The organism is Oligoflexus sp. (genome assembly GCF_035638955.1).
GTDB lineage: Bacteria > Bdellovibrionota_B > Oligoflexia > Oligoflexales > Oligoflexaceae > Oligoflexus.
The window spans coordinates 1-18,650 of the sequence record NZ_DASQYZ010000306.1; the positions used below are offsets into that span (position 1 = coordinate 1).

Annotated in this window: 18 protein-coding genes; 10 read left to right on the forward strand and 8 right to left on the reverse strand. The window is 52.8% G+C overall.

Going from position 1 to position 18,650, the window contains the following annotated elements; all coding sequences use genetic code 11:
* Positions 1–380: 380 nt before the first annotated feature.
* From VE954_RS27755 to VE954_RS27765, 3 genes are read right to left on the reverse strand one after another with little or no spacing between them, the layout of a single operon-like run.
* A complete protein-coding gene (locus VE954_RS27755; RefSeq protein WP_324959025.1) occupies positions 381–950 on the reverse strand; it encodes a methyl-accepting chemotaxis protein in 570 nt (189 codons plus the stop codon).
* A complete protein-coding gene (locus tag VE954_RS27760; protein WP_324959027.1) occupies positions 877–1,668 on the reverse strand; it encodes a methyl-accepting chemotaxis protein in 792 nt (263 codons plus the stop codon). The genes VE954_RS27755 and VE954_RS27760 overlap by 74 nt, the downstream gene beginning before the upstream one ends.
* A gap of 53 nt (positions 1,669–1,721) precedes the next feature.
* Positions 1,722–2,345, reverse strand: a complete 624-nt coding sequence (locus VE954_RS27765) for a hypothetical protein (RefSeq protein ID WP_324959029.1) — start codon at positions 2,343–2,345, stop codon at positions 1,722–1,724.
* Positions 2,346–2,868: 523 nt separating this feature from the next.
* Here VE954_RS27765 and VE954_RS27770 point away from each other — a divergent pair.
* The 10 genes from VE954_RS27770 (at position 2,869) to VE954_RS27815 (ending at position 15,235) form a co-directional block, all read left to right on the forward strand.
* Positions 2,869–4,920, forward strand: coding sequence for a prolyl oligopeptidase family serine peptidase (locus VE954_RS27770; RefSeq protein WP_324959031.1), 2,052 nt, complete (start codon positions 2,869–2,871; stop codon positions 4,918–4,920).
* A gap of 139 nt (positions 4,921–5,059) precedes the next feature.
* Positions 5,060–5,527 (forward strand): (2Fe-2S)-binding protein, encoded by a 468-nt coding sequence (locus VE954_RS27775; protein WP_324959033.1) that lies wholly within the window; start codon positions 5,060–5,062, stop codon positions 5,525–5,527.
* 39 nt (positions 5,528–5,566) lie between these two features.
* Positions 5,567–7,747 (forward strand): xanthine dehydrogenase family protein molybdopterin-binding subunit, encoded by a 2,181-nt coding sequence (locus VE954_RS27780; protein ID WP_324959036.1) that lies wholly within the window; start codon positions 5,567–5,569, stop codon positions 7,745–7,747.
* Positions 7,744–8,334 (forward strand): nucleotidyltransferase family protein, encoded by a 591-nt coding sequence (locus tag VE954_RS27785; protein ID WP_324959038.1) that lies wholly within the window; start codon positions 7,744–7,746, stop codon positions 8,332–8,334. Before VE954_RS27780 ends, VE954_RS27785 begins: the two co-directional genes overlap by 4 nt.
* Positions 8,315–9,343 carry an XdhC family protein gene (locus VE954_RS27790; RefSeq protein WP_324959040.1) on the forward strand — a complete coding sequence of 343 codons (1,029 nt, stop codon included), beginning with the start codon at positions 8,315–8,317 and terminating at the stop codon, positions 9,341–9,343. The genes VE954_RS27785 and VE954_RS27790 overlap by 20 nt, the downstream gene beginning before the upstream one ends.
* 35 nt (positions 9,344–9,378) lie before the next feature.
* Positions 9,379–9,762, forward strand: coding sequence for a VOC family protein (locus VE954_RS27795; RefSeq protein WP_324959042.1), 384 nt, complete (start codon positions 9,379–9,381; stop codon positions 9,760–9,762).
* 267 nt (positions 9,763–10,029) lie between these two features.
* The gene (locus tag VE954_RS27800) at positions 10,030–11,718 is read left to right on the forward strand and encodes a fibronectin type III domain-containing protein (RefSeq protein ID WP_324959044.1); all 1,689 of its coding nucleotides are present in this window, start codon (positions 10,030–10,032) and stop codon (positions 11,716–11,718) included.
* Between the two features lie 13 nt (positions 11,719–11,731).
* Positions 11,732–12,286, forward strand: a complete 555-nt coding sequence (locus VE954_RS27805; RefSeq protein WP_324959046.1) for a hypothetical protein — start codon at positions 11,732–11,734, stop codon at positions 12,284–12,286.
* Between the two features lie 11 nt (positions 12,287–12,297).
* The gene (locus VE954_RS27810) at positions 12,298–13,119 is read left to right on the forward strand and encodes a hypothetical protein (protein ID WP_324959048.1); all 822 of its coding nucleotides are present in this window, start codon (positions 12,298–12,300) and stop codon (positions 13,117–13,119) included.
* Positions 13,120–13,393: 274 nt separating this feature from the next.
* Complete coding sequence (locus VE954_RS27815; protein ID WP_324959050.1) at positions 13,394–15,235, forward strand: hypothetical protein; 1,842 nt, start codon at positions 13,394–13,396, stop codon at positions 15,233–15,235.
* Positions 15,236–15,330: 95 nt separating this feature from the next.
* Here VE954_RS27815 and VE954_RS44475 read toward each other — a convergent pair whose 3' ends face one another.
* The 5 genes from VE954_RS44475 to VE954_RS27840 form a co-directional block, all read right to left on the reverse strand.
* Entirely contained in the window at positions 15,331–15,465 is a 135-nt protein-coding gene (locus VE954_RS44475; RefSeq protein WP_324959052.1) for a hypothetical protein, read from the reverse strand.
* A gap of 233 nt (positions 15,466–15,698) precedes the next feature.
* Positions 15,699–16,523, reverse strand: coding sequence for a hypothetical protein (locus VE954_RS27825; protein WP_324959054.1), 825 nt, complete (start codon positions 16,521–16,523; stop codon positions 15,699–15,701).
* A gap of 40 nt (positions 16,524–16,563) precedes the next feature.
* Positions 16,564–17,628: a hypothetical protein gene (locus VE954_RS27830; RefSeq protein ID WP_324959056.1), complete on the reverse strand. Its 1,065-nt coding sequence runs from the start codon at positions 17,626–17,628 to the stop codon at positions 16,564–16,566.
* 457 nt (positions 17,629–18,085) lie between these two features.
* Entirely contained in the window at positions 18,086–18,385 is a 300-nt protein-coding gene (locus tag VE954_RS27835; protein ID WP_414699038.1) for a DDE-type integrase/transposase/recombinase, read from the reverse strand.
* A gap of 44 nt (positions 18,386–18,429) precedes the next feature.
* A partial coding sequence (locus VE954_RS27840) for a hypothetical protein (protein ID WP_324959057.1) occupies positions 18,430–18,650 on the reverse strand: 221 nt, incomplete at its 5' end.

Below are 18,650 nucleotides of genomic sequence, written 5' to 3' on the forward strand. Positions count from 1 at the left end.
GGAGCCGGCTTCTGAAACCAGTTCTCATCAGAAATTTCACAGGTAAGATTAATGTACCACCGACCCCGTGAATCCTCGGAAAACGAGCCTGTTTTGATCTGAAAACCTTCCGGTATCTGCCGATGCTCCCAAAGTCTGAAGATGCAATGGAATTATCTCCGACCTGGGCGATAGCTGAGGCCCATTCATCCCCACATCTGAAGAAGTGGGTTATTTTGGTCCTGCATTTAAAAAAAATCCACCTTGAATGCTGATGTTGCCTTTGTTCACCAGAACGGACGCACCATACGAACCTATCCTTGCTTGTGCCATTTTCGAACGCGCCTTTCCCCAAGGAAATGTACAGAACATTTCTAGCTGGGTTTTTCTATGTAAAAGGGTTAAGCGGTGCGGGGCAGATTACCCGAGTCGGATGGCTCATCGTCGTCTGTTGGATGATCCTGCGATGATTCTTCGGGGCTGTTCGTGGTTTTGTCATCAGGACCAGCGGTATCCGATCGGGGTTGAACCTTGCCGAACACGCCCTGCTCCAGATTTGTTGTGCAGTCCTGCAGCTGGAAGGCGACCTGGGTCATATCCTGGGAGCAACGCAGGGTTTCCTGGGCCATTTCGGAATTGGAATGAATCACGGTATCCAGTTCGCTCATGGCAATCGTGATATTCCGCACGCCTTCAGACTGCTCGCGGGCGGCCTGGGCGATGTTGACCATGAGACCCTCGACATTGGAGGTATAGCTTACGACTTCCTGGAGGATGGTATCGCAGCGATCTGAGATGGACATCCCATCATGGATTCGCCCAAAGCTGGCTTCCACGGTTCGATCCAAACGTTCGCGCAGACCCTGAGTGATTTCGACGACTTTCTTTTGGCTGTCGTCAATCAGGGAATGAATTTCCTTGGCCGCGGTTCCGCTCATTTTGGCGAGATTCCCGACCTCTTCGGCAACCACGGCAAAGCCCCGACCATGTTCCCCGGCACGTGCTGAATGAGAGGAGTTTGGTGTGGAAGACGATGTCATTGATCACGGCCGTTTTCTGGTTGATGAGATCAAAGATGCGCACGATGCTGGACATGCGTTCCGTGTTCGTCTTCGCTTCATCGGAAATCGTGCCAATGCTGCTTTCAATGCTTTTCATGGACTGCCGCAGCTGGACCATCACCTGCTGGCCTTCTGTGGCCAGACTATGGCTGATTTTCGCCTGGTCGGCGGAATTTTTTGCGTGCTGGACGGACTGCGATACCATGGCTTCAATTTCGCTGAGCGTCGCCACGCTTTCGGCGACAGCGGACGCTTGATTGGTGGCCGATTGCGAGACCGTGGTCGCGGTTTTCTGGAGGTGCTCGCTGGTCGAGTGCGCATGGTCGGTGGTGGACCTTATCTTTTCGGAAATGCTCGCCAAACTTTTGGTTGTTTCCAGCATGATATGCCCGGCCAGACCCATAATCAAAAGGGTCAGCACGATCGCCAGCGCGGCCGTGGCTTTGACGACTTTGGAAAAGCGGGCGAGTTCCTGGTTTCTTTGTTCAACAGCCTGGTCCACCTGTTTCACGCCGTCCTGAATGCGTTCTTCGACGCTGACCAGGGTGCGGGTGTAGTCTTTTTTCATTTCAATTAATTGTTTATGATTGCCGTTATATTCCGTCAGCATATCCTCATAGGTCTGCACACTCGCTTGCGCTTTCGCGATCACAGGGGACGACGGCGAAGCGAGGCTGGCTTTCAGGTTTTGGATTTTTTCAGCATGCTTTGCAGATGGCTGCTTTTTTGTGACTGATTGTAATCCGTATTCAAGCGCGAGATCTCGGCAAGCAGGGGCATCAGCTGACCGCCCTTGAGGCGATCGGCAGGCAGCAAGTCCTTTTCCAGAGTTTCCATGAATGTGCGGATTTTGTTGCGCAGACCCTTACGGGGATGGGCAATTTTCAAATGCAGGGCCGCAGCTTGATCGAACACAGTCTTGTACGCTGGAAAACCCTCGGCGATCAGGTTCAAAGTTTCCTTGCTAATAGGCCCATCTTTGGCTTGGATCTGATCGACCTGGGATTTTAAACTGTCGTAAGTCTGGCCCAGGGACTCCAGAAAGAAGTCGTCACCGGACGTAAAAAAGTCTTTTTCATCCCGGTTCAGTTCCAGCAGGCCTCGACGCAGACCTTCAAAGCTCATTTTAAGGACCATATCGCCCTGAATGGTGCGATCGAAGACGACCTGCATGGTATGCAAGGACAGGATCAAGCCCAGACTCAGGGTCAGCACTATGGCGAATATACTGATCAGGACGGTCAGCTGCTTCTGCTTTAAGGACCAGGAATTGATAAACCCGAGCCAGCGTTTGACCAAAATCATGCCGATATCCCCATGAAGCCAATGAAGTGCCTGTTTCTTGTCGCGACAGAGGCTCTTCTGTTGTCGGCGGGTCCGTGGGTAATTATTATGGTGAAATAAACCGCAAGATCCAGAAATTCAGGACCTGGTGCGACGATCGTGAAATATGCGCGGCTTAGGCGAAAAAAAGGGCGGCGGGAAACGTTACTTTGCTGAAAGTCCAGCCTTGGACTGGCAGAGGGCGGCTTATGGCGTATGACAATGCCGGCATACCCGAACCCATCGGTTTTCGTATACCATTTGGACCGTATACCTGGACGCCAGGCGCGAGAGTCGCCTTATCAAGGGTAAGAGCGGCTCTGGCGCCGAATCCTGGATCGAATCTGCTTTACAAGAAATCCAACGGCTTTTAAGGTGTCGTCGATACATCCCTGAGCCTTGGATAATTGTTGGAAGGAAGGATACCATCGTGCGAAAAAGATTCTGGAAAGGGGTGGCCTTGAGTGCTCTCCTAATCACGCCACATGTTGAAGGAAAACCGGCGATGACCGTAGCGAAGAATGATTCGGATTACCAGTGGCTGGAAGATGTGGAAGGCAAAGAGGCTTTGGATTGGGTTCGCAAGCAGAATGCTCGCACGCTCGACAAACTGCATGCTCACAAGGATTTCAAAACCTTCAAGGTTCAGGCTTTGGAGATTTTGGAAGCAAAAGATAAGATTCCCGAAGGCCGTATTCAGGGCGACTTCGTTTATAACTTCTGGCAGGACGCCGAACATGTCCGCGGGATCCTGCGGCGGACGACCTGGGACGCCTATAAGAATAACAAACCGCAGTGGGAAGTCCTGCTGGACGTGGACGCGCTGGCTAAACAGGAAGGCAAAAGTTATGTCTTCGGTGGTACGGACTGCCTGCGGCCTCAGTATGAGCGCTGTCTTTTGGTTCTATCGGAAGGCGGCAGTGACGCCGCTCAGGTTCGTGAATTCGATCTGAGCAAAAAAGCCTTTGTGAAAGATGGATTCCAAATCCCTGCCAGCAAATCCCGGCTGGAGTGGTTGGATATCGACACCGTGCTGCTGGCCGATGCTCAGGAAGGCACGCCTCGAACCGATTCCGGTTACCCCATGCAGGTTAAGATTTGGAAGCGCGGAACACCAGTCTCGGCTGCAACCAAAGTCTTTGAAGGCCAAAAAGCCGATGTGTCGGTCAGCTCGCTCGTGCTGCACGATGGCAAGGATGATCACGTGTTGATGGTACGTGCCGATACATTCTTCACGGCGGAAGTATCTGTTTATAAGGACGGCAAAATTATCCGCCTGCCATTGCCTACGGATGTCGATGTTAAAGGCATTTTCCGCGGCCAGTTGCTGTTCGCCAATCGGTCCCCCCTGGCTGGCTTTGGTCCGGGATCGCTCCTGACTGCGCCGCTCGCCGACCTGCTGCAGGGTAAAACGCCGATCAGTCTGGTCTACGGACCGACGGCGACGCAGGCCCTGGATGGTGTGGCCATGGGCAAGGATTATGTTTATGTGGCCCTGCTCGACAATGTGCGGAACAAGGTGCTGCGTTTTGAATTGAAAGACGGGAAGTGGGGCTCCCAGGTGCTGCCTTTGGAAGATAAAGGCACGATTCATTTCCGCTCGGTGGATGAAGAGAGCAATCGTCTGCTCGTCAGCTACGAAGATTTCCTGACCCCGACCAGCCTGTACGCGATGGACGGCGCGGCTTTGCAAAAGCAGCTCGTCATGCAGTTGCCGGCCCGTTTTAAAGCGGATGGTTTGGAAATTCGCCAGGAATTCGCGTCCAGCACCGACGGCACCAAAATCCCTTATTTCCTGGTGCATCGCAAGGGTCTGCCGATGAACGGACTGAATCCTACCTTGCTCTACGCTTACGGCGGGTTTGAAGTTTCCATGCAGCCTTCGTATCTGACCGTTGCTGGGAAACTCTGGCTGGAGCGCGGCGGTGTTTATGTTCTGGCCAACATCCGTGGCGGCGGGGAATTTGGTCCCACCTGGCACCAGGCAGCCCTGAAAGAAAAACGTCAGAAGGCCTTTGATGATTTTACTTCGGTGGCCAAGGACCTGATTGCCCGCAAGGTGACGACGCCTCAGCACCTTGGAATTCAAGGCGGCAGTAACGGTGGCCTGCTCATGGGCGTAACCTTTACTCAGCATCCCGAGCTGTTCAATGCTGTGGTGTGCCAGGTGCCTTTGCTTGACATGCAACGTTTCCACAAACTGCTGGCGGGTGCCAGCTGGATGGCGGAATATGGTAATCCTGATGATCCGAAACAGGCGGCTTACATCGCAAAGTATTCGCCGTTTCAGAATTTGAAAGCGGATCAAAAATATCCAGAAGTTTTCTTTATGACCTCGACCAAGGATGACCGCGTCCATCCCGGCCACGCCCGGAAAATGGCCGCGCGCATGGCCGATTTCAAGAAGCCTTTCCTTTATTATGAAAATATTGAAGGCGGACACAGCGCCAGCGCCAACCTTCAGCAGTTGGCCGAACGCCAGGCTTTGAGTTTTGTGTACCTGTGGGACAAACTGAGTCCTGCCGTTGCTACGGGTAAACGTGCATCGGCCCCTTGATCGTTCTCATGCCGGCGGGACTTTCGTCCCGCCTTTTCAAATCCGCTATTCAAACCGCCAGCATCCATGCGAAAGTCTTTCATCGTTTACGCGTGAATAAAATTATCCCGTTATTCAATCATGCAAGATGAGGATCAAGATGGCAGCCTATGAGTTGAATATCAATGGCCGGACCGTGCGTGTGGAAGCCGAAGCCGAGATGCCACTGCTTTGGGCAGTTCGTGATCTGGTGGGACTGACTGGAACCAAATACGGCTGCGGCATGGCCCAATGTGGAGCCTGCACCATCCTTGCTGATGGTGAACCCATTCGCAGTTGTGTGACCACCGTCAGCACCATGCAGGGGCGTAAGCTGACGACGATCGAAGGTCTGGAAGGCAAGGTCGGCGACGCGATCAAGGCGGCCTGGCAGGACCTGAGCGTTCCTCAGTGTGGTTACTGTCAATCCGGACAGATTCTGGCTGCCACAGCGCTCTTGACCCAAAAGCCCAAACCTACGGACCAGGACATTGATACTGCCATGGTCGGCAATATCTGTCGCTGCGGAACCTATGCCGACATTCGACGGGCCATTCATAAAGCCGCTGATTCGGTGAAGAGCACCTGATTCTGTTCGTCCATCACGAGTCATGAGGAGAATAATTCCATGTTGGATCGTTTCCCGGATCAGCCCAGCCGTCGTGATTTTTTGAAAACCGGTGCCGCTTTGACCTCGGGTTTGGTGGTCGCCTTTAGCCTGCCCATGGGCCTCGGCAAATTCGCCTGGGCTCAGGACGCTGTCACGCCGAACAAGGATTTCACATCCGCAGCGCTGCCGAATGCTTTTATCAAAATCAGTTCGGACAATTCCATTCGATTGATCATCAATAAGCTGGAAATGGGGCAGGGGGTGAATACCTCCCTGGCTCAACTCATGGCCGAGGAACTGGAATGCGATTGGCAGCGCATCACCTGCGAATCGGCGCCCGTCGCTCCCGTTTATAACGCGACGTTTATGCCCCTGCAGATGGCAGGTGGCAGCTCGTCCGTGTCTTCGTCCTGGGAACAGCTCCGCGTCGCTGGGGCCATGGCCCGTGAAATGCTGATCGCGGCCGCTGCCGAAAAATGGGGCGTGCCCGCGAAAGAGATCCGGGCCGAAAATGGAGCGGTGCATCATGGAAAAAAAGGATCCTTGACCTATGGAGAACTCGCCGAGGCTGCCGCGAAGCAGAAGCCTCCCGCCCCGGTCAAACTCAAAGACCCCAAGCATTTTAAAGTCATCGGTCAATCCATGAAGCGGGTCGACGCCGCGGATAAAACCAATGGCAAGGCCATCTTTGGTTTGGATGTCAAAGCACCCGATATGCTCTACGCGGTGATCGCCCGGCCCCCTTTTGGTGGCAGTGTGCAAGGGTTTGATGAAGCTGCAGCTCGTAAGGTTCCTGGTATGAAAGAAATCATCAAACTCGACGGGAACAAGGTCGCCTTCGTCGGCACCAACACCTGGGCGGCCATGAAAGGTCGCGATGCTGCCAACGTGAAATGGACACTGTCGGATGATCCTCTGCTCACACAAAGCAGTTTGCAGAAAACTTTTTTGGAGTCACTCGATAAGCCGGGAACTCTGGTCAAGACGGTTGGCAATCCAGGCAACGCTTTGAAGAAAGCCAGCCGCACCTTGGAAGCCACTTACGAATTTCCTTATCTTGCGCATGCTTGTATGGAACCGATGAATTGCACAGTCGCCTATGATGGCAAAAGCGCTCATATCTGGGCCGGTCATCAGATGCCGACCACTGATCGGATGGTAGCGGCCAAAATTTTAGGTTTGCCGCCCGAGAGTATCGAAGTCACGACCACTTACGCGGGTGGCAGTTTCGGTCGTCGCGCGAACAAGGACAGCGATTTCGTGGTGGAAGCCAGTTCGCTCGCCAAACAGCTGAAAAAGCCGATTAAAGTCGTCTGGACACGCGAGGATGATACGCGCGGCGGTTACTATCGACCGATGACCATGCATAAGATCACGGCGGGTCTCGATAGCAAGGGTCGTATGAGCGGCTGGGATCATCGCATCGTAGGCCAAGGTGTGATGGCGGGCTCGGTGTTTGGCGCGCAGGTGGATAAAACCGGTATTGATCCGACTTCGATTGAAGGTGTGGAGAATACGCATTATGCGCTGAATGATTTCCAACTGCAGCTGCAGCTCATGAAGTCACCCGTCACCACGCTTTGGTGGCGTTCGGTGGGGCATACGCATACAGCTTATGTCATGGAAACATTTATCGATGAGCTCGCCACGGCTGCGAAAAAGGATCCCCTGCAGTACCGCAAGGCGATGATTCCGAAAAGCCCAAGGCATCAGGCAGTGCTGGATCTGCTGGCGCAAAAATCCGACTGGGGTAAAAAAATGGCCGAGGGGCGCGCATTGGGTTTGGCCGTGCACGAATCATTCAACAGCGTCGTGGGCCATGTGGTGGAAGTGTCGGTAAAGGGTACTGACGTCAAGGTGCATAAAATTGTGAGCGCAGTTCACTGCGGGACCGTGGTCAATCCCAAGGGCGCTCAGGCTCAGGTGGAAAGTGCGATCGTTTATGGTCTATCGGCCTGTCTTTATGGGGAACTCACCTTGGACAAGGGTCAGGTGAAGCAGGGTAATTTCCATGATTATCCGGTCCTCCGTATGCCGGATATGCCGGTGATTGAGGTTCACTTTGTGCCCTCGACCGACACACCGACGGGTCTTGGTGAACCAGGTCTTCCACCTTTGGCGCCAGCCATTGCCAATGCTATTTTTAAATTGAATGGCAAGAGGGTCCGATCGCAGCCGTTTAGCAAGGGACTGGCATGATCTCTGCAATATTGCTGGCAGCTGGACAAGGGAGTCGCATGCAATACCAGGCGAAAGCATTACTGACCCTGGGTGATCGAACTTTTGTTCAGCATGCTGTGCAGCAACTGCGGAGTGCAGGGATCGACGACCTTATCGTCGTGACGGGATCACAACGGGATGCCGTATGGGCGTCAGCCGCCCTCACTGGCGTTCCCCTTCGCGAGGCCTATAACAAGGATTACGCGAGTGGAATTTTGGGTTCGATTCAAACCGGTTTGCGGTACTGTCATCCGGCTGCGGACGCGGTTTTGATCACTCTGGTGGACCTGCCCTTTTTGAGGGCTGCCGATTTTCAAAGTGCCTGCGAGGCCTGGCAGATGGGTGACCCGACGCTATGTCTGCGGTCGCAAAGTGAAGGCAAGCCCGGGCATCCCGTGATCATCCCGCGGGCTTATTTTCAAGAGATCCTGGAGCAGCCGCCGGGTGATAAAGGCTGCTCTTTTCTTTTTCAACGGTATCCGGACCGCGTGCGTTATCACGAAATTGCACGAGCACGCATTGATATCGATACGATCGAGAACTATCATGCTCACATCACCTCCTGAACTTTTTCGGAAGGCTCAGGTTCTCAAAGACTCCGGAGCTTCCTTTGTGATTGCAACCGTGGTCCGGGTACGTGGCTCGGCATCCGCAAAAACGGGATCCAAGGCACTCTTCAATGACCAGGGTGTGAACCTTTACGGTTATATTGGTGGCGGTTGCGCCGAGTCGCATGTTTCCCAGGAAGCCTGCGAAGCCTTGCAGGAAAAACGACCTCGCATTGTGGAAATTGATTTGGATGATGAGGTGTTTGGACTCATGCCCTGTGGGGGTGTGATGGATGTTTATTTGGAACCTCATTTTTCCAGTCCCGTTATCCCACTGCCGAATTTTGGGAGTTGGAACGCGGGCGCGTCGCAGTTTTTGCGTGAACTGGGTTTTCAAAGTGAATTCTCGGCCGATCCTGTCACGCCGTTGGATTCGTGGCGGACGATTTTTCTGCAGCTGGCCCAAGCGTTGGCGATCTGGAAAGGTTATCCGCTGGAACCTTTGCGCAATTCCAAGGGTTGGGGTGCTGCGCCTCTGCCTGATCTAACGCCTGCACCTGCCGCACTCCTGGTGTTCGGCCAGACCCGGATTACGGAAGAATTCAGCCGCATTTTGCAATTTCTGGATTGGAAAGCCCAGGTATTCCGCAATACCCCTCTGGATACGACGCAACCCCATCTGCAGGTCTGTGAGTTGCCGATGGATGTCGAGGCGATTGAGATACCCGCGGGCTCCTGGGTGGTGATTGCAAGTCATCATAAGCAGGATGCTGCGATCGCGGAACATGCCCTGCGCTCGGGAGCCGATTACGTGGCTCTGGTGGCCAGCGAAAAGCGGTCGCGCCTGATTGTGGCTGACCTGGTCGAACGGCATCTGCCGTCCCAGCTCTTGCATAATTTCTGTGCGCCAGCAGGGCTTAATATGCCGACCGACACGCCGCTGCAGATCGCCTTTTCCATCCTCTGCGAAATTCTATGGGCTCAGAACCTTGCACCGGATTCCACGGCGATGCTATACGGAAGATAGGCTCAGAGCCTGAACGCAGACCCAAGAGGTGACTTATGCAAATCAAGCTCGTCAGCGTGATCGTCGATGATCAGGAGAAGGCTCTGAAGTTTTACACCGAGGTGCTTGGCTTTGTAAAAAAGACTGAGATTCCCTTGGGTGTTCATAAATGGGTTACCGTCGTGTCCTCCCAGGCGCCGCACGATGTGGAACTGGCTCTTGAGGCCAATCATCATCCCGCGGCTCGCGCCTTTCAAAAGGCCATATTCGAAGACGAGATACCCATCCTGACGTTTTTCACTTTGAACGTGCAGAAAGAATGTGAAGAACTGGTCAGCAAAGGGGTGGTGTTTCGCGTACCGCCTACGCAAGCGGAGTGGGGTACCTACGCGGTGTTTGAAGATACCTGTGGTAATCTGGTCCAGATGCACCAAAGCTGAATGAGGTAGTCGACCCCTTACCGTGCGTACGGTTTCGCTTTAAATATTTTTGTTAAAACAGATGCTTAGGGCGGTCCAGCTCAAAACCTCTGGGACGCCCTTGGTGATCATCACTCAATCCCCTCACTCAATCCTCGAGAGTCATTCACAAATAAAGCCGCATTTATGTGCCCCCTCAGGGGGTCGAATTTAGATTTATATACTTTGGCGGCATGGTCCGCAGATCATGATCGCCCGGCTGAATGACTGAATAGTGAAGAGGCAAATATGAAGACGCAACTCACATGTCTTTCCTGTGCGCTGATTCTTGCGGCCGCATGCGGTCAAAAGCAGGATTTTGAATATGGTGACGAATTGGATCCGGCGACGCTCGGTGGTTCAGGTGCTACGCAAACCGAAGGCGAGGCCACTTCAACCACCCAGAAAACCACCAAGGCCGGTCGCAGTTTTCAAATCGTTCCGGTGACGCAAATCATAGAGGCAACAAGTTCGATCCCAGGTTGGGCCCGCAGTGATTTGCCCTTCACCGGCAATCCCGTGACCATCAATCAGGCTGTGACGGACGGGCAAACTCCTTTCAACTTCAGCTTCGATTATCCAGAGAACAACTATCAGTTCCTGGAAGCTCACCTTGTGATTGATACGTCACGTGACAATTCGGATACCGAAGCCATCTTCGTGGATGGTATTCTTTCCGGCCGTCCCCCCCTGAATATGGTGAATACAACCTCGCCTAAAATCACGGACGCGGTTTACTATGGCAGCAGCGCAACCACACCCAACACCTATTTCATTGACTGGTCCGTGGCTCACTACAAACAGGCGACCCGCAATAGCTTCGACCTGCTGCTGTCGGACCTCGTCAAGGGCACGAGCCACACGGATTTGAGTTTACTCAAAGACGGTGCTTTGCCCGTCGCAACCGGGGATGACTCGCCTGTGTTTCAAGCGTATCTCGTCATCAAAGGCCGCACGATTGCATCAACTGACCTTGATTGCGTAACAAGCGCCGACTATACTTTTACCAACACGTTTTTGCACAACGATGGAAATAGCACAGGCGTAGCACCTTTCCAGGGAACCATGGGCACACCAACCGTCGCCGCTACTCCCGGTGCGGTGCAGGCTGTCGAGTTTTATTATGATGCGTCGCTGCCCCGGGTTGAAACCGAGCAGGTGACTCTGGATAACGCTTCGATTCGCTTGACTGTGAAACGCTCGGCATCGGGATTGTCCGCGCTCGTCGTCAACGGTCGAGGCGCAGCGGAAGGCTTATTTGTTCGCACAACCGCAACGTCTGCGGTGGAGACCTGGGATGAAACGGCCAGCGCAGCCTGGCAAGCCTTCCTTACGACGAACGTCCCTGCCACGGGTGTGGCGACTGCTGTTACGGTGGATCTCAAGGCTATTTTCGGTGCCACCGTCACACGGAGTCTGCTGGCCCAAGGGAAGTTGAATATTGCCATCGCTGGGAACATCGGTGTCGTGTCCGCAGGCGCTACCACAGGTCGCGGTTTCGGTGCACCCATCACCGGTCCCGAATTGTTTGTAGACGGCAAGTATCACACTGAAGTTTGTACCGTTCCTGATGATCCCACGTCGCCTCTGGGTGAAAATGGTCTGACAGCTGAAAGTTCGGAGTCTACGATCGAGGAAGAGCAGGTTGTTTTGAATGATGGTGAGGCGCCGGTCATTAACTCGGTGCAGACGGCGCAGATTACCTCGAATTCGGCAACCCTGGTATGGCTGACTGATGAACCTGCCACCAGCAAGGTGATGTACGGCATCAGTTCGCCCGATCAAAGTTCGACTCCTGATACCACAATCAGCACCTTCCATCAGGTCGAACTGAAGGGCCTGACGGCTTATAAGTATTACAAGTTTCAGGTGGTTTCGGCGGATCGCTTCGGCAATGAAAGTCGATCTGAAATTCAAGTCTTCGTGACCCAGCGTTAATCGAGGTGTACCCATGAGACGGTTTCTCCCAGTTCTTTATGTTTCCATGTTGATGCTCCCAGCCGCAGCTGAAGCGGGTGTCTCCGCAACGCTGGGCGTCATGGCCCTGAGCAACTCCACCAAGCAGGGTGGGCAAGGTACCGAAGGCAGTACCGTCCTTTCGCAAACGAATCTTACGTGGCACGGGTCGTGGTGGGGTCTGGGCCTTTTTGCTCAGCGGGATACGCAAGGCAAAAGTGAAGTGGATACGGCTTATGGTCCGCGCCTGGAGCTGACCTGGAATCCCTTCTTTTTTGAATATGGTTATGCCATGCGGTTGAATCGCTCCTTTACGGATCGCGCCATTGCTGAGCAGGAAGGGACCGCCAGCATGCTAACCCTTGGGACCCGTTTCGGTCTGGGGGCGGCCAAGGTCACCCCAGGACAAGGCGGTATCGCCGGACTTTTTCTGCAGTTCACTTATACGATGCGAACCCAAACCATCAAGACCCAGGACGGCAAAACCCTGGATGAACCGATCGTGCAAGCCGATGGTTACCCGCTCTTTGGTATTGGCTACGGATTTTGAGGACAACTGAAATGAAAACCTTATTTTTATCCTTGATCGTGCTGATGTCTGCGGCCTGTGGACGTGAACCCTCCCGACTCTTGCGTCAGGGACAACTGCCGATCTTCGATTTCCCCTTGTACCTGACCGAAGGTGCCGCCGGACGTGTTTGGAAAATCGATCGTGAACGGAATATGACCTTGTTAGCGGAAGGTCTGAATGATCCGCGAGGCGTCGCTTCCGATCGCTTTCAAAATCTTTATGTCGCTGAGTTCGGCTCGGGTCGCGTCTTGAAATTTCCCGGTGGTGACAGTAACTATGAAGTGGTGAGCGAAAACCTGGTGGAACCCAGCGTGGTTGCCGTCGATGGGTTCGGTGAAGTCTATGTTTCCCAAAGCGAAACCAATGCCGTGCGCCGCTTGAGTGATAACCAGGATTTTGGCAGCTACGCCGCGGCTCCCAGTGCTCTCGGTTTTGGGGTCGATGATATCCCTTTGGTTGGCGTTTACGACGATAACAGCCTGTCCTGGGGCTGGAATGGTGAGGGCGCTCAGAAAGCCGACATGACCCATCCTGTGAACGTTTCCATCGATGGAACAGGGCGTGTCTATGGGGCTGCTGGTGGCATCACGGACGGTCAGGTGATCCGTTATCATCAGCGCAGTGCCGAGGGCGCTTTTGTGGTCGCAGAGGGATTGGCGGGACCTTTGGGCATCGCGGTGGACCTGGTCGGGAATATCTTCATCGCGGAACAAGGAGCCGGACGCATTATTCTGGTTAATTATGAAGGTCGCGCTTTCTCCTGGCTGACCGGCGTGGAAGATCCTCAATACCTGGCCTTTACTCAATACTGATCCTTCTCTTCGAAACCTGCTTGGGGCCTAGCTTTCGGTTTTTAATCCTAAAAAACGGACTTGGCCCCTGTTAGGTTTTCGACTTTCGTAGCTCCTCGAAATCCGACAGTCCTTAGCACCTGCTTTCCTTGTCCAAATTTAATTCTCCCAACTCGCATTTGTTTTTGCAGGCACTCCGCCCGGCATCGCAGCACCCAATTACAGCCGCTTGCACTGCGCATGCTCCTTGCAAGATCAGGGGTCCTGAACGCATGCAATGGAGCCTTGAAGACACATGGTAACGAGACTTTGGCAACGGACGTCCTGCTTTGCATTAGTGGCACTTGTTCTTGTGAATGGCTGTACGAATAAAAAGAAGAGCACGGAAGAACCCGACGCTTCTCCCAGCACAGAAAATTCCGCGGAGGCCACCGATAGTATCCTCGGCGCCGTCCCGGGCTCTGATGATGTGGTGCAGTACTATGGCCAAGGCTATGATATCCCGGATGAATACAAGACCGAGGCAGCCTTGCGGAATGGCCAGCTCTGGATGTATCTGAGCCAGATGCGTGAGTCAGCATTGAACGATTACATTAATGATAATAAAGCGGGCTACGAAGCCTTCGTCAAAAATCCGGTGGCCATCAACGGCACTCCTGCCGTTATCTTCAGGCTGCTGCCCGAAGTGATGCCCGAGGTTTTTTCGGATGCAGTTTTTGAACAGGCCACAGGCTATTATAAGCTCGATCCCAAGGATCTGATGCCTTATGGTTTTGCCTACACCAAGCCTCCCGTCGCCCCCGGAGGAACGCCCAGTCCTTTGTTGGTCAACCTCACCTGCGGCGGCTGTCACACGGGTCGTGTGGTGGATGCATCGGGCCAGATCAAGTTTCTGGTCGGCGCGCCCACGACTGTTGGTGACGTGAGCGGATTTCGGACGATCCTTACTCAGGCCGTTCAGAATCCAGCCTACACTCTGGAAAAATTTACAGCAGCGCTGCTGGCGAAAAAAGACGGTGAGCTTTATGGGCCGGATCGTATTGCTGATGAACGCCTTGATAAAGCCATATTCCTTGGAACCACGCAAACACCAGCCTTGGGTGCGGTGATTCTGCAGCAGTTTAAAGATGGGCTCTTGAAAAAAGGCGCTTATGCGGCGCAAACCGCTGGAGCCTTTAGCTTGAAGAATGATCTGCGTTTGCTGCAGCATTCGCCTGGTCATATCGATTTTCCGATAGCCGTGGCCTTGGCTGCTGTACCACCCGCTGAAGTTCTCGCTGATCCGGCTGCCGGGTTAAAGAAATACTTTCCAACCGGACCGGGCGTGGGCGATATCATGAGCGTTTGGCAGCAGGATAAGCGTACGTTTGCCCAGTGGGATGGCAATCTGAAAAACAAGCTGATCCGTAACCTGGGTGCTGAAGTCGGTATTGCCGGTGACGCACGTGCGGTGAATTTCCCCAATGCTGTGGCCACCACAGCTTTTGTTGATAAGCTTCCCGCTCCCTCGTACCCCTTTAAAGTGGATCTGCGGAAAGCGTCGGAAGGCCGTGCTGTTTATGAAAAAGCCTGTGCTTCCTGCCATGAAACAGAAAAATTCATGCCGGTGGCTGCGATCGGAACCGAACCCGGACGCGCCACAGGTTTGACCAAGGATACTCGGGTGCTTTTGATCGGTGCTCTAAAAGCCGCGTGCCAGGACAAATCCCTTGCGGACTGCAACGTGGCGGATGAGGAAGTGGTGGTGCCGCGTGTGGATAACCCCGGCTATCTTTCACTGCCATTGACTGGCATCTGGGCCCGCGCCCCTTACCTGCACAATGGTTCGGTTCCCACGCTCTATCACTTGCTGGTGGCTGATGAACGTCCGACAGAATTTCAGCTTAATGATTTGACTTATGATGAGAAGTGGGTCGGCTTTCAGTGGCAGATCCGTGGCAACGAGGATGATCCTGCTCAGGATAATCCAGGCCAAAGCAAGGCCAACGCCAATCGTCACGTGGTGCGCTATGATACGCGGATCCCGGGATTGGGTAACGCGGGTCATGCCGACATCAAAGTATTCAATGGTGGATTCGATTTCCGCAAGGATCGTCGTCAGCTGGATGCGCTGTTGGAATATTTGAAGACTTTGTGAAATGCTTGTTCCTTTAGTTTAATCGAGAACGCCATGCGCCCCTTCGCATTGGGGAGAAAAGCATGGCTGTTTTCTGATATACGTAGAAGCGGATTTTAGATTTTGCTGTGTTTCACTTCGTAGAGCTTCGGCGGAAGCCTGATCACAAAATCGGTTCGCACAAAGCCGTCACGTTTTTCGCCAAACCTCAGATCAATCGTTCCTCCGAAGTTTTCGAGGAAGTTCTTCACAGCATCCATTCCAACACCGCGGCCCGATACGTCAGTAGCCTTGTCCTTTGTTGAGAACTGGGGCAGGAAGATATAGGGTTCTGTTGCGTTTGTGTTTTCCGATCAAGCAACCAGCTAAAATCACTAATAGCGCCAAATTTGCATACTCAATGGTTTCTTCAGGTTACATTTTATTGGAAAACAAACGCAACAGAACCAGAATTCTTTCCGGGGCCCTGAGAGAAAGGGTCTTGCTATTGACGTTGGATCTTCTGGAAAATCGCGCCCATGTTAAAAATTCGCTCAAAACCACCTGGATAACGGCTCTCGCCATCGGCTGCCACACCCGCGACTATAAAGTTGGATCCGAACTGAAGGGGATTGTCTTCAATCGATCCGTTCTTCTTTGCCAGGGCTTCGATGTCGATTCTATCAAACAGCTGGGATTCATCGGTGTTCAGCACTTCGGCTGTTTTATTGGGGCAGGGGGCCACGTAGCATTGCCGAGGCGGAACCTGTTCCGAAATGATGGTGAAGACCAGGCTGCTCCTAAAAGGCTTTGGGTTACCGTAGGCAAAAGCAAAGGCTTCCTTCATTTCGAAAGTGCGGGGGTGGTCTTTGCCCGATGACTCATTTATGGTGCCGAATAAAATGATGCTTTTCTGCGATAAAATCTGTTCCAACTTCAGGTTATCGGGAAGTGAAAGCGAATCAAAACGAATGACCTCGCCTTGCCGATTGAGTAGGCGCAAAGCAAAGCGGCCACAGGGCGTCTTCCGGCAAGTCGCTCGTTTGCGACTCAGGGTTCCAAATACACCCTCGCGTTTCACAGGCCCTGCGGGCACCGGCGCCTCGGTGACAATTCCCTTACCGGGGACCTGAACGGCTGCTTCCGTCTTGGTTTTATCCGGCTCTTGGGCATTCGGAGGATTCGGGGTCGATGGCGGCAAGCTTTGCGACTCATCGGCAACGACGACTGATATAGGCCCTTCTGCGTACAAAGGCTTCTTACTTCTGGATTTGCAGGAGAAGACAAAGCCGAACATCGCGCAAAGAAAGATAAGTGGAAAGCGCCGCATGTCTTCTCCTGATTGGAAATTTGAACCATTGTCGATCGGATCACTGAAAAATAGGCTGAAAATCCTGAATATCGATGGGTTTTAATCCTGGCTCCGGTTCGACATCAAGGGCGGGCAACATCGCCCCGGCTTGTTTGATGACTCGTGAAAGGTTATCCAAAACTATAGCTTCAAGGACAGTCTTGTCTTTCCTGGAGCAGAGTTTGCCGCATTTATCAACATAGGCTTTCATCATCCTATAACTGATGGAATAAGCCCCGTTGGAGCTATCATCGCAGGCTGGTTTCCCGATGAGTTCGGTCGGGACTCCAGCCCCAGCAGGACAAATAATATGGGGAAAACCCAGGCTGTGAGCTGCAGAATTGCCGTCGGCATGGCGAGCCTCATGAAAATAAACCGCCATGCGTTGAATCGTATTTGAATAGGCTTTCTCGTTCGTCGGATCGGGCTGAAAACGACTATCAAAGAGTGCAGGACCGATCTGCATCACACCATTTCTCAAAGCATTGGCGTGAACCCAGGAATCGTTGACTTCAATCATCACATAGTCGACGACAGCGTTGGAGATTTTTAAGCTTTTCCCGAATGTGTAGACACTCGTGCCAGACATAGCAGCAGCAATATTACTCGACTGCGTTTCTGGTGGCAAATGAAAGACCTGGTACGTCTTGTCGCGGGAAATGATCGCAGCTAATTTGTAATCCGACAAATTCTCGCCGATCATATAGTGTATACGGGCTTTGAGCCAGGTGCTCATGGTCGCCGCTTTCAGATCCTGGAGTTGTAACAAACTGCGAAGGATGGCGTCATTGTCCGTGCCGGTCTCAAGATCCAAACGCTCGATGCGACCCATGTCATCGCGGATTTTGTCTTGAAAAAGCTTTGGTACCAGACGATCAAAAATTATCTGGTTTTGCAGATCCACGGCAGGTTTCTGGTCGGAATTTCCCGATGGGTCGCCCGTGTCAGGCACGGCTTCTGAATTTTGCTTCCTGAGTGAATCGGTGCGATCACGGGGATTAGAGCCGCATGCAATGGCTACAAGCACAAGATAAGCCGCAATCGTCGCTAGCAGAAAAATTTTCGAAGAGACAACCCGTTTCATTCATGGACCTCGTTCAATCATTTGAACGACTCTAGCAAAACCTGTACCACCCTTGCTCTGAGGCAATAGATTAAAATATCTTAGGTTTGTCAAATGTAGATTCCAGCAGAATAAAAGATTCGACAGGCTTTGTTGAAAGTTTTTACAAAGTTACACTGTGACTATCGGGCGAATATCCGATGAGTAAGGTTTTTTACAGCAGGAGGTGGGAGTGGAGAGGATGACCCGGACTTTTGATCCGGGCCTTTTCTATCAACCGATACCGAAAAGCATATCACTGTAAGCAGGCAGGGGCTACAGATTACGCGGCAGCATAGCTTCCACGCGATCGCTCGAATCACGCAGATCTTCCAGCTGCGGATAGAGCGTCGTCGCCATCGCCTTGGCTGTTGGCAAGAGATGAGGCTTTGTTGCGTTTGCAAACTCTGGGCGGGAAAATGTCTGGAGTCGCGAGCAGTCATTCAGCCAGGGAATAAAAGATTTCAGCAGAGGTTTTACCCTCTGCCCTGATCTGCCGTTTTCGAATGATCCTCATCGACTCAAACCCACCAATTGTAATCGTTGCCGTTCGAAACCTCTTGAAACCCAACGTGGCTCTGCATAACTGTTTGATGGGCCTGTGGTCCTGTTCGATAATGTTGTTCAAATATTTGTTCTGACGAATTTCGATATCAGTGCCTTCGTCGTCATTGTAAGTTTCGATGCCCGAGGTGTTGGCTCCGCTTTTGTCGATAGTGATTTTCAGGTTGTGTTGCAAAAAACCTCTGGTGTTTTGACCAGGGACTCACCATAGTCGTCAGTTCACCGTATCCAGGGAGTGGTTATGGCGCTGAGCTTCAAAGGACGGCATTTCCAAAAGTCCATTATCCTGTATATGGTCCCGTATATGGTCCCGCCGATCGAAGCAAGAGAAACAGTTGCGATGGAAGAACGAGAATAAGATGCTTCCGTATATCCGGCGTCTTTGTTGAAGGGTGAAACCTTCAGCGCCCTGATGGAGTATGCGCTCCCCGCTCCTCTAC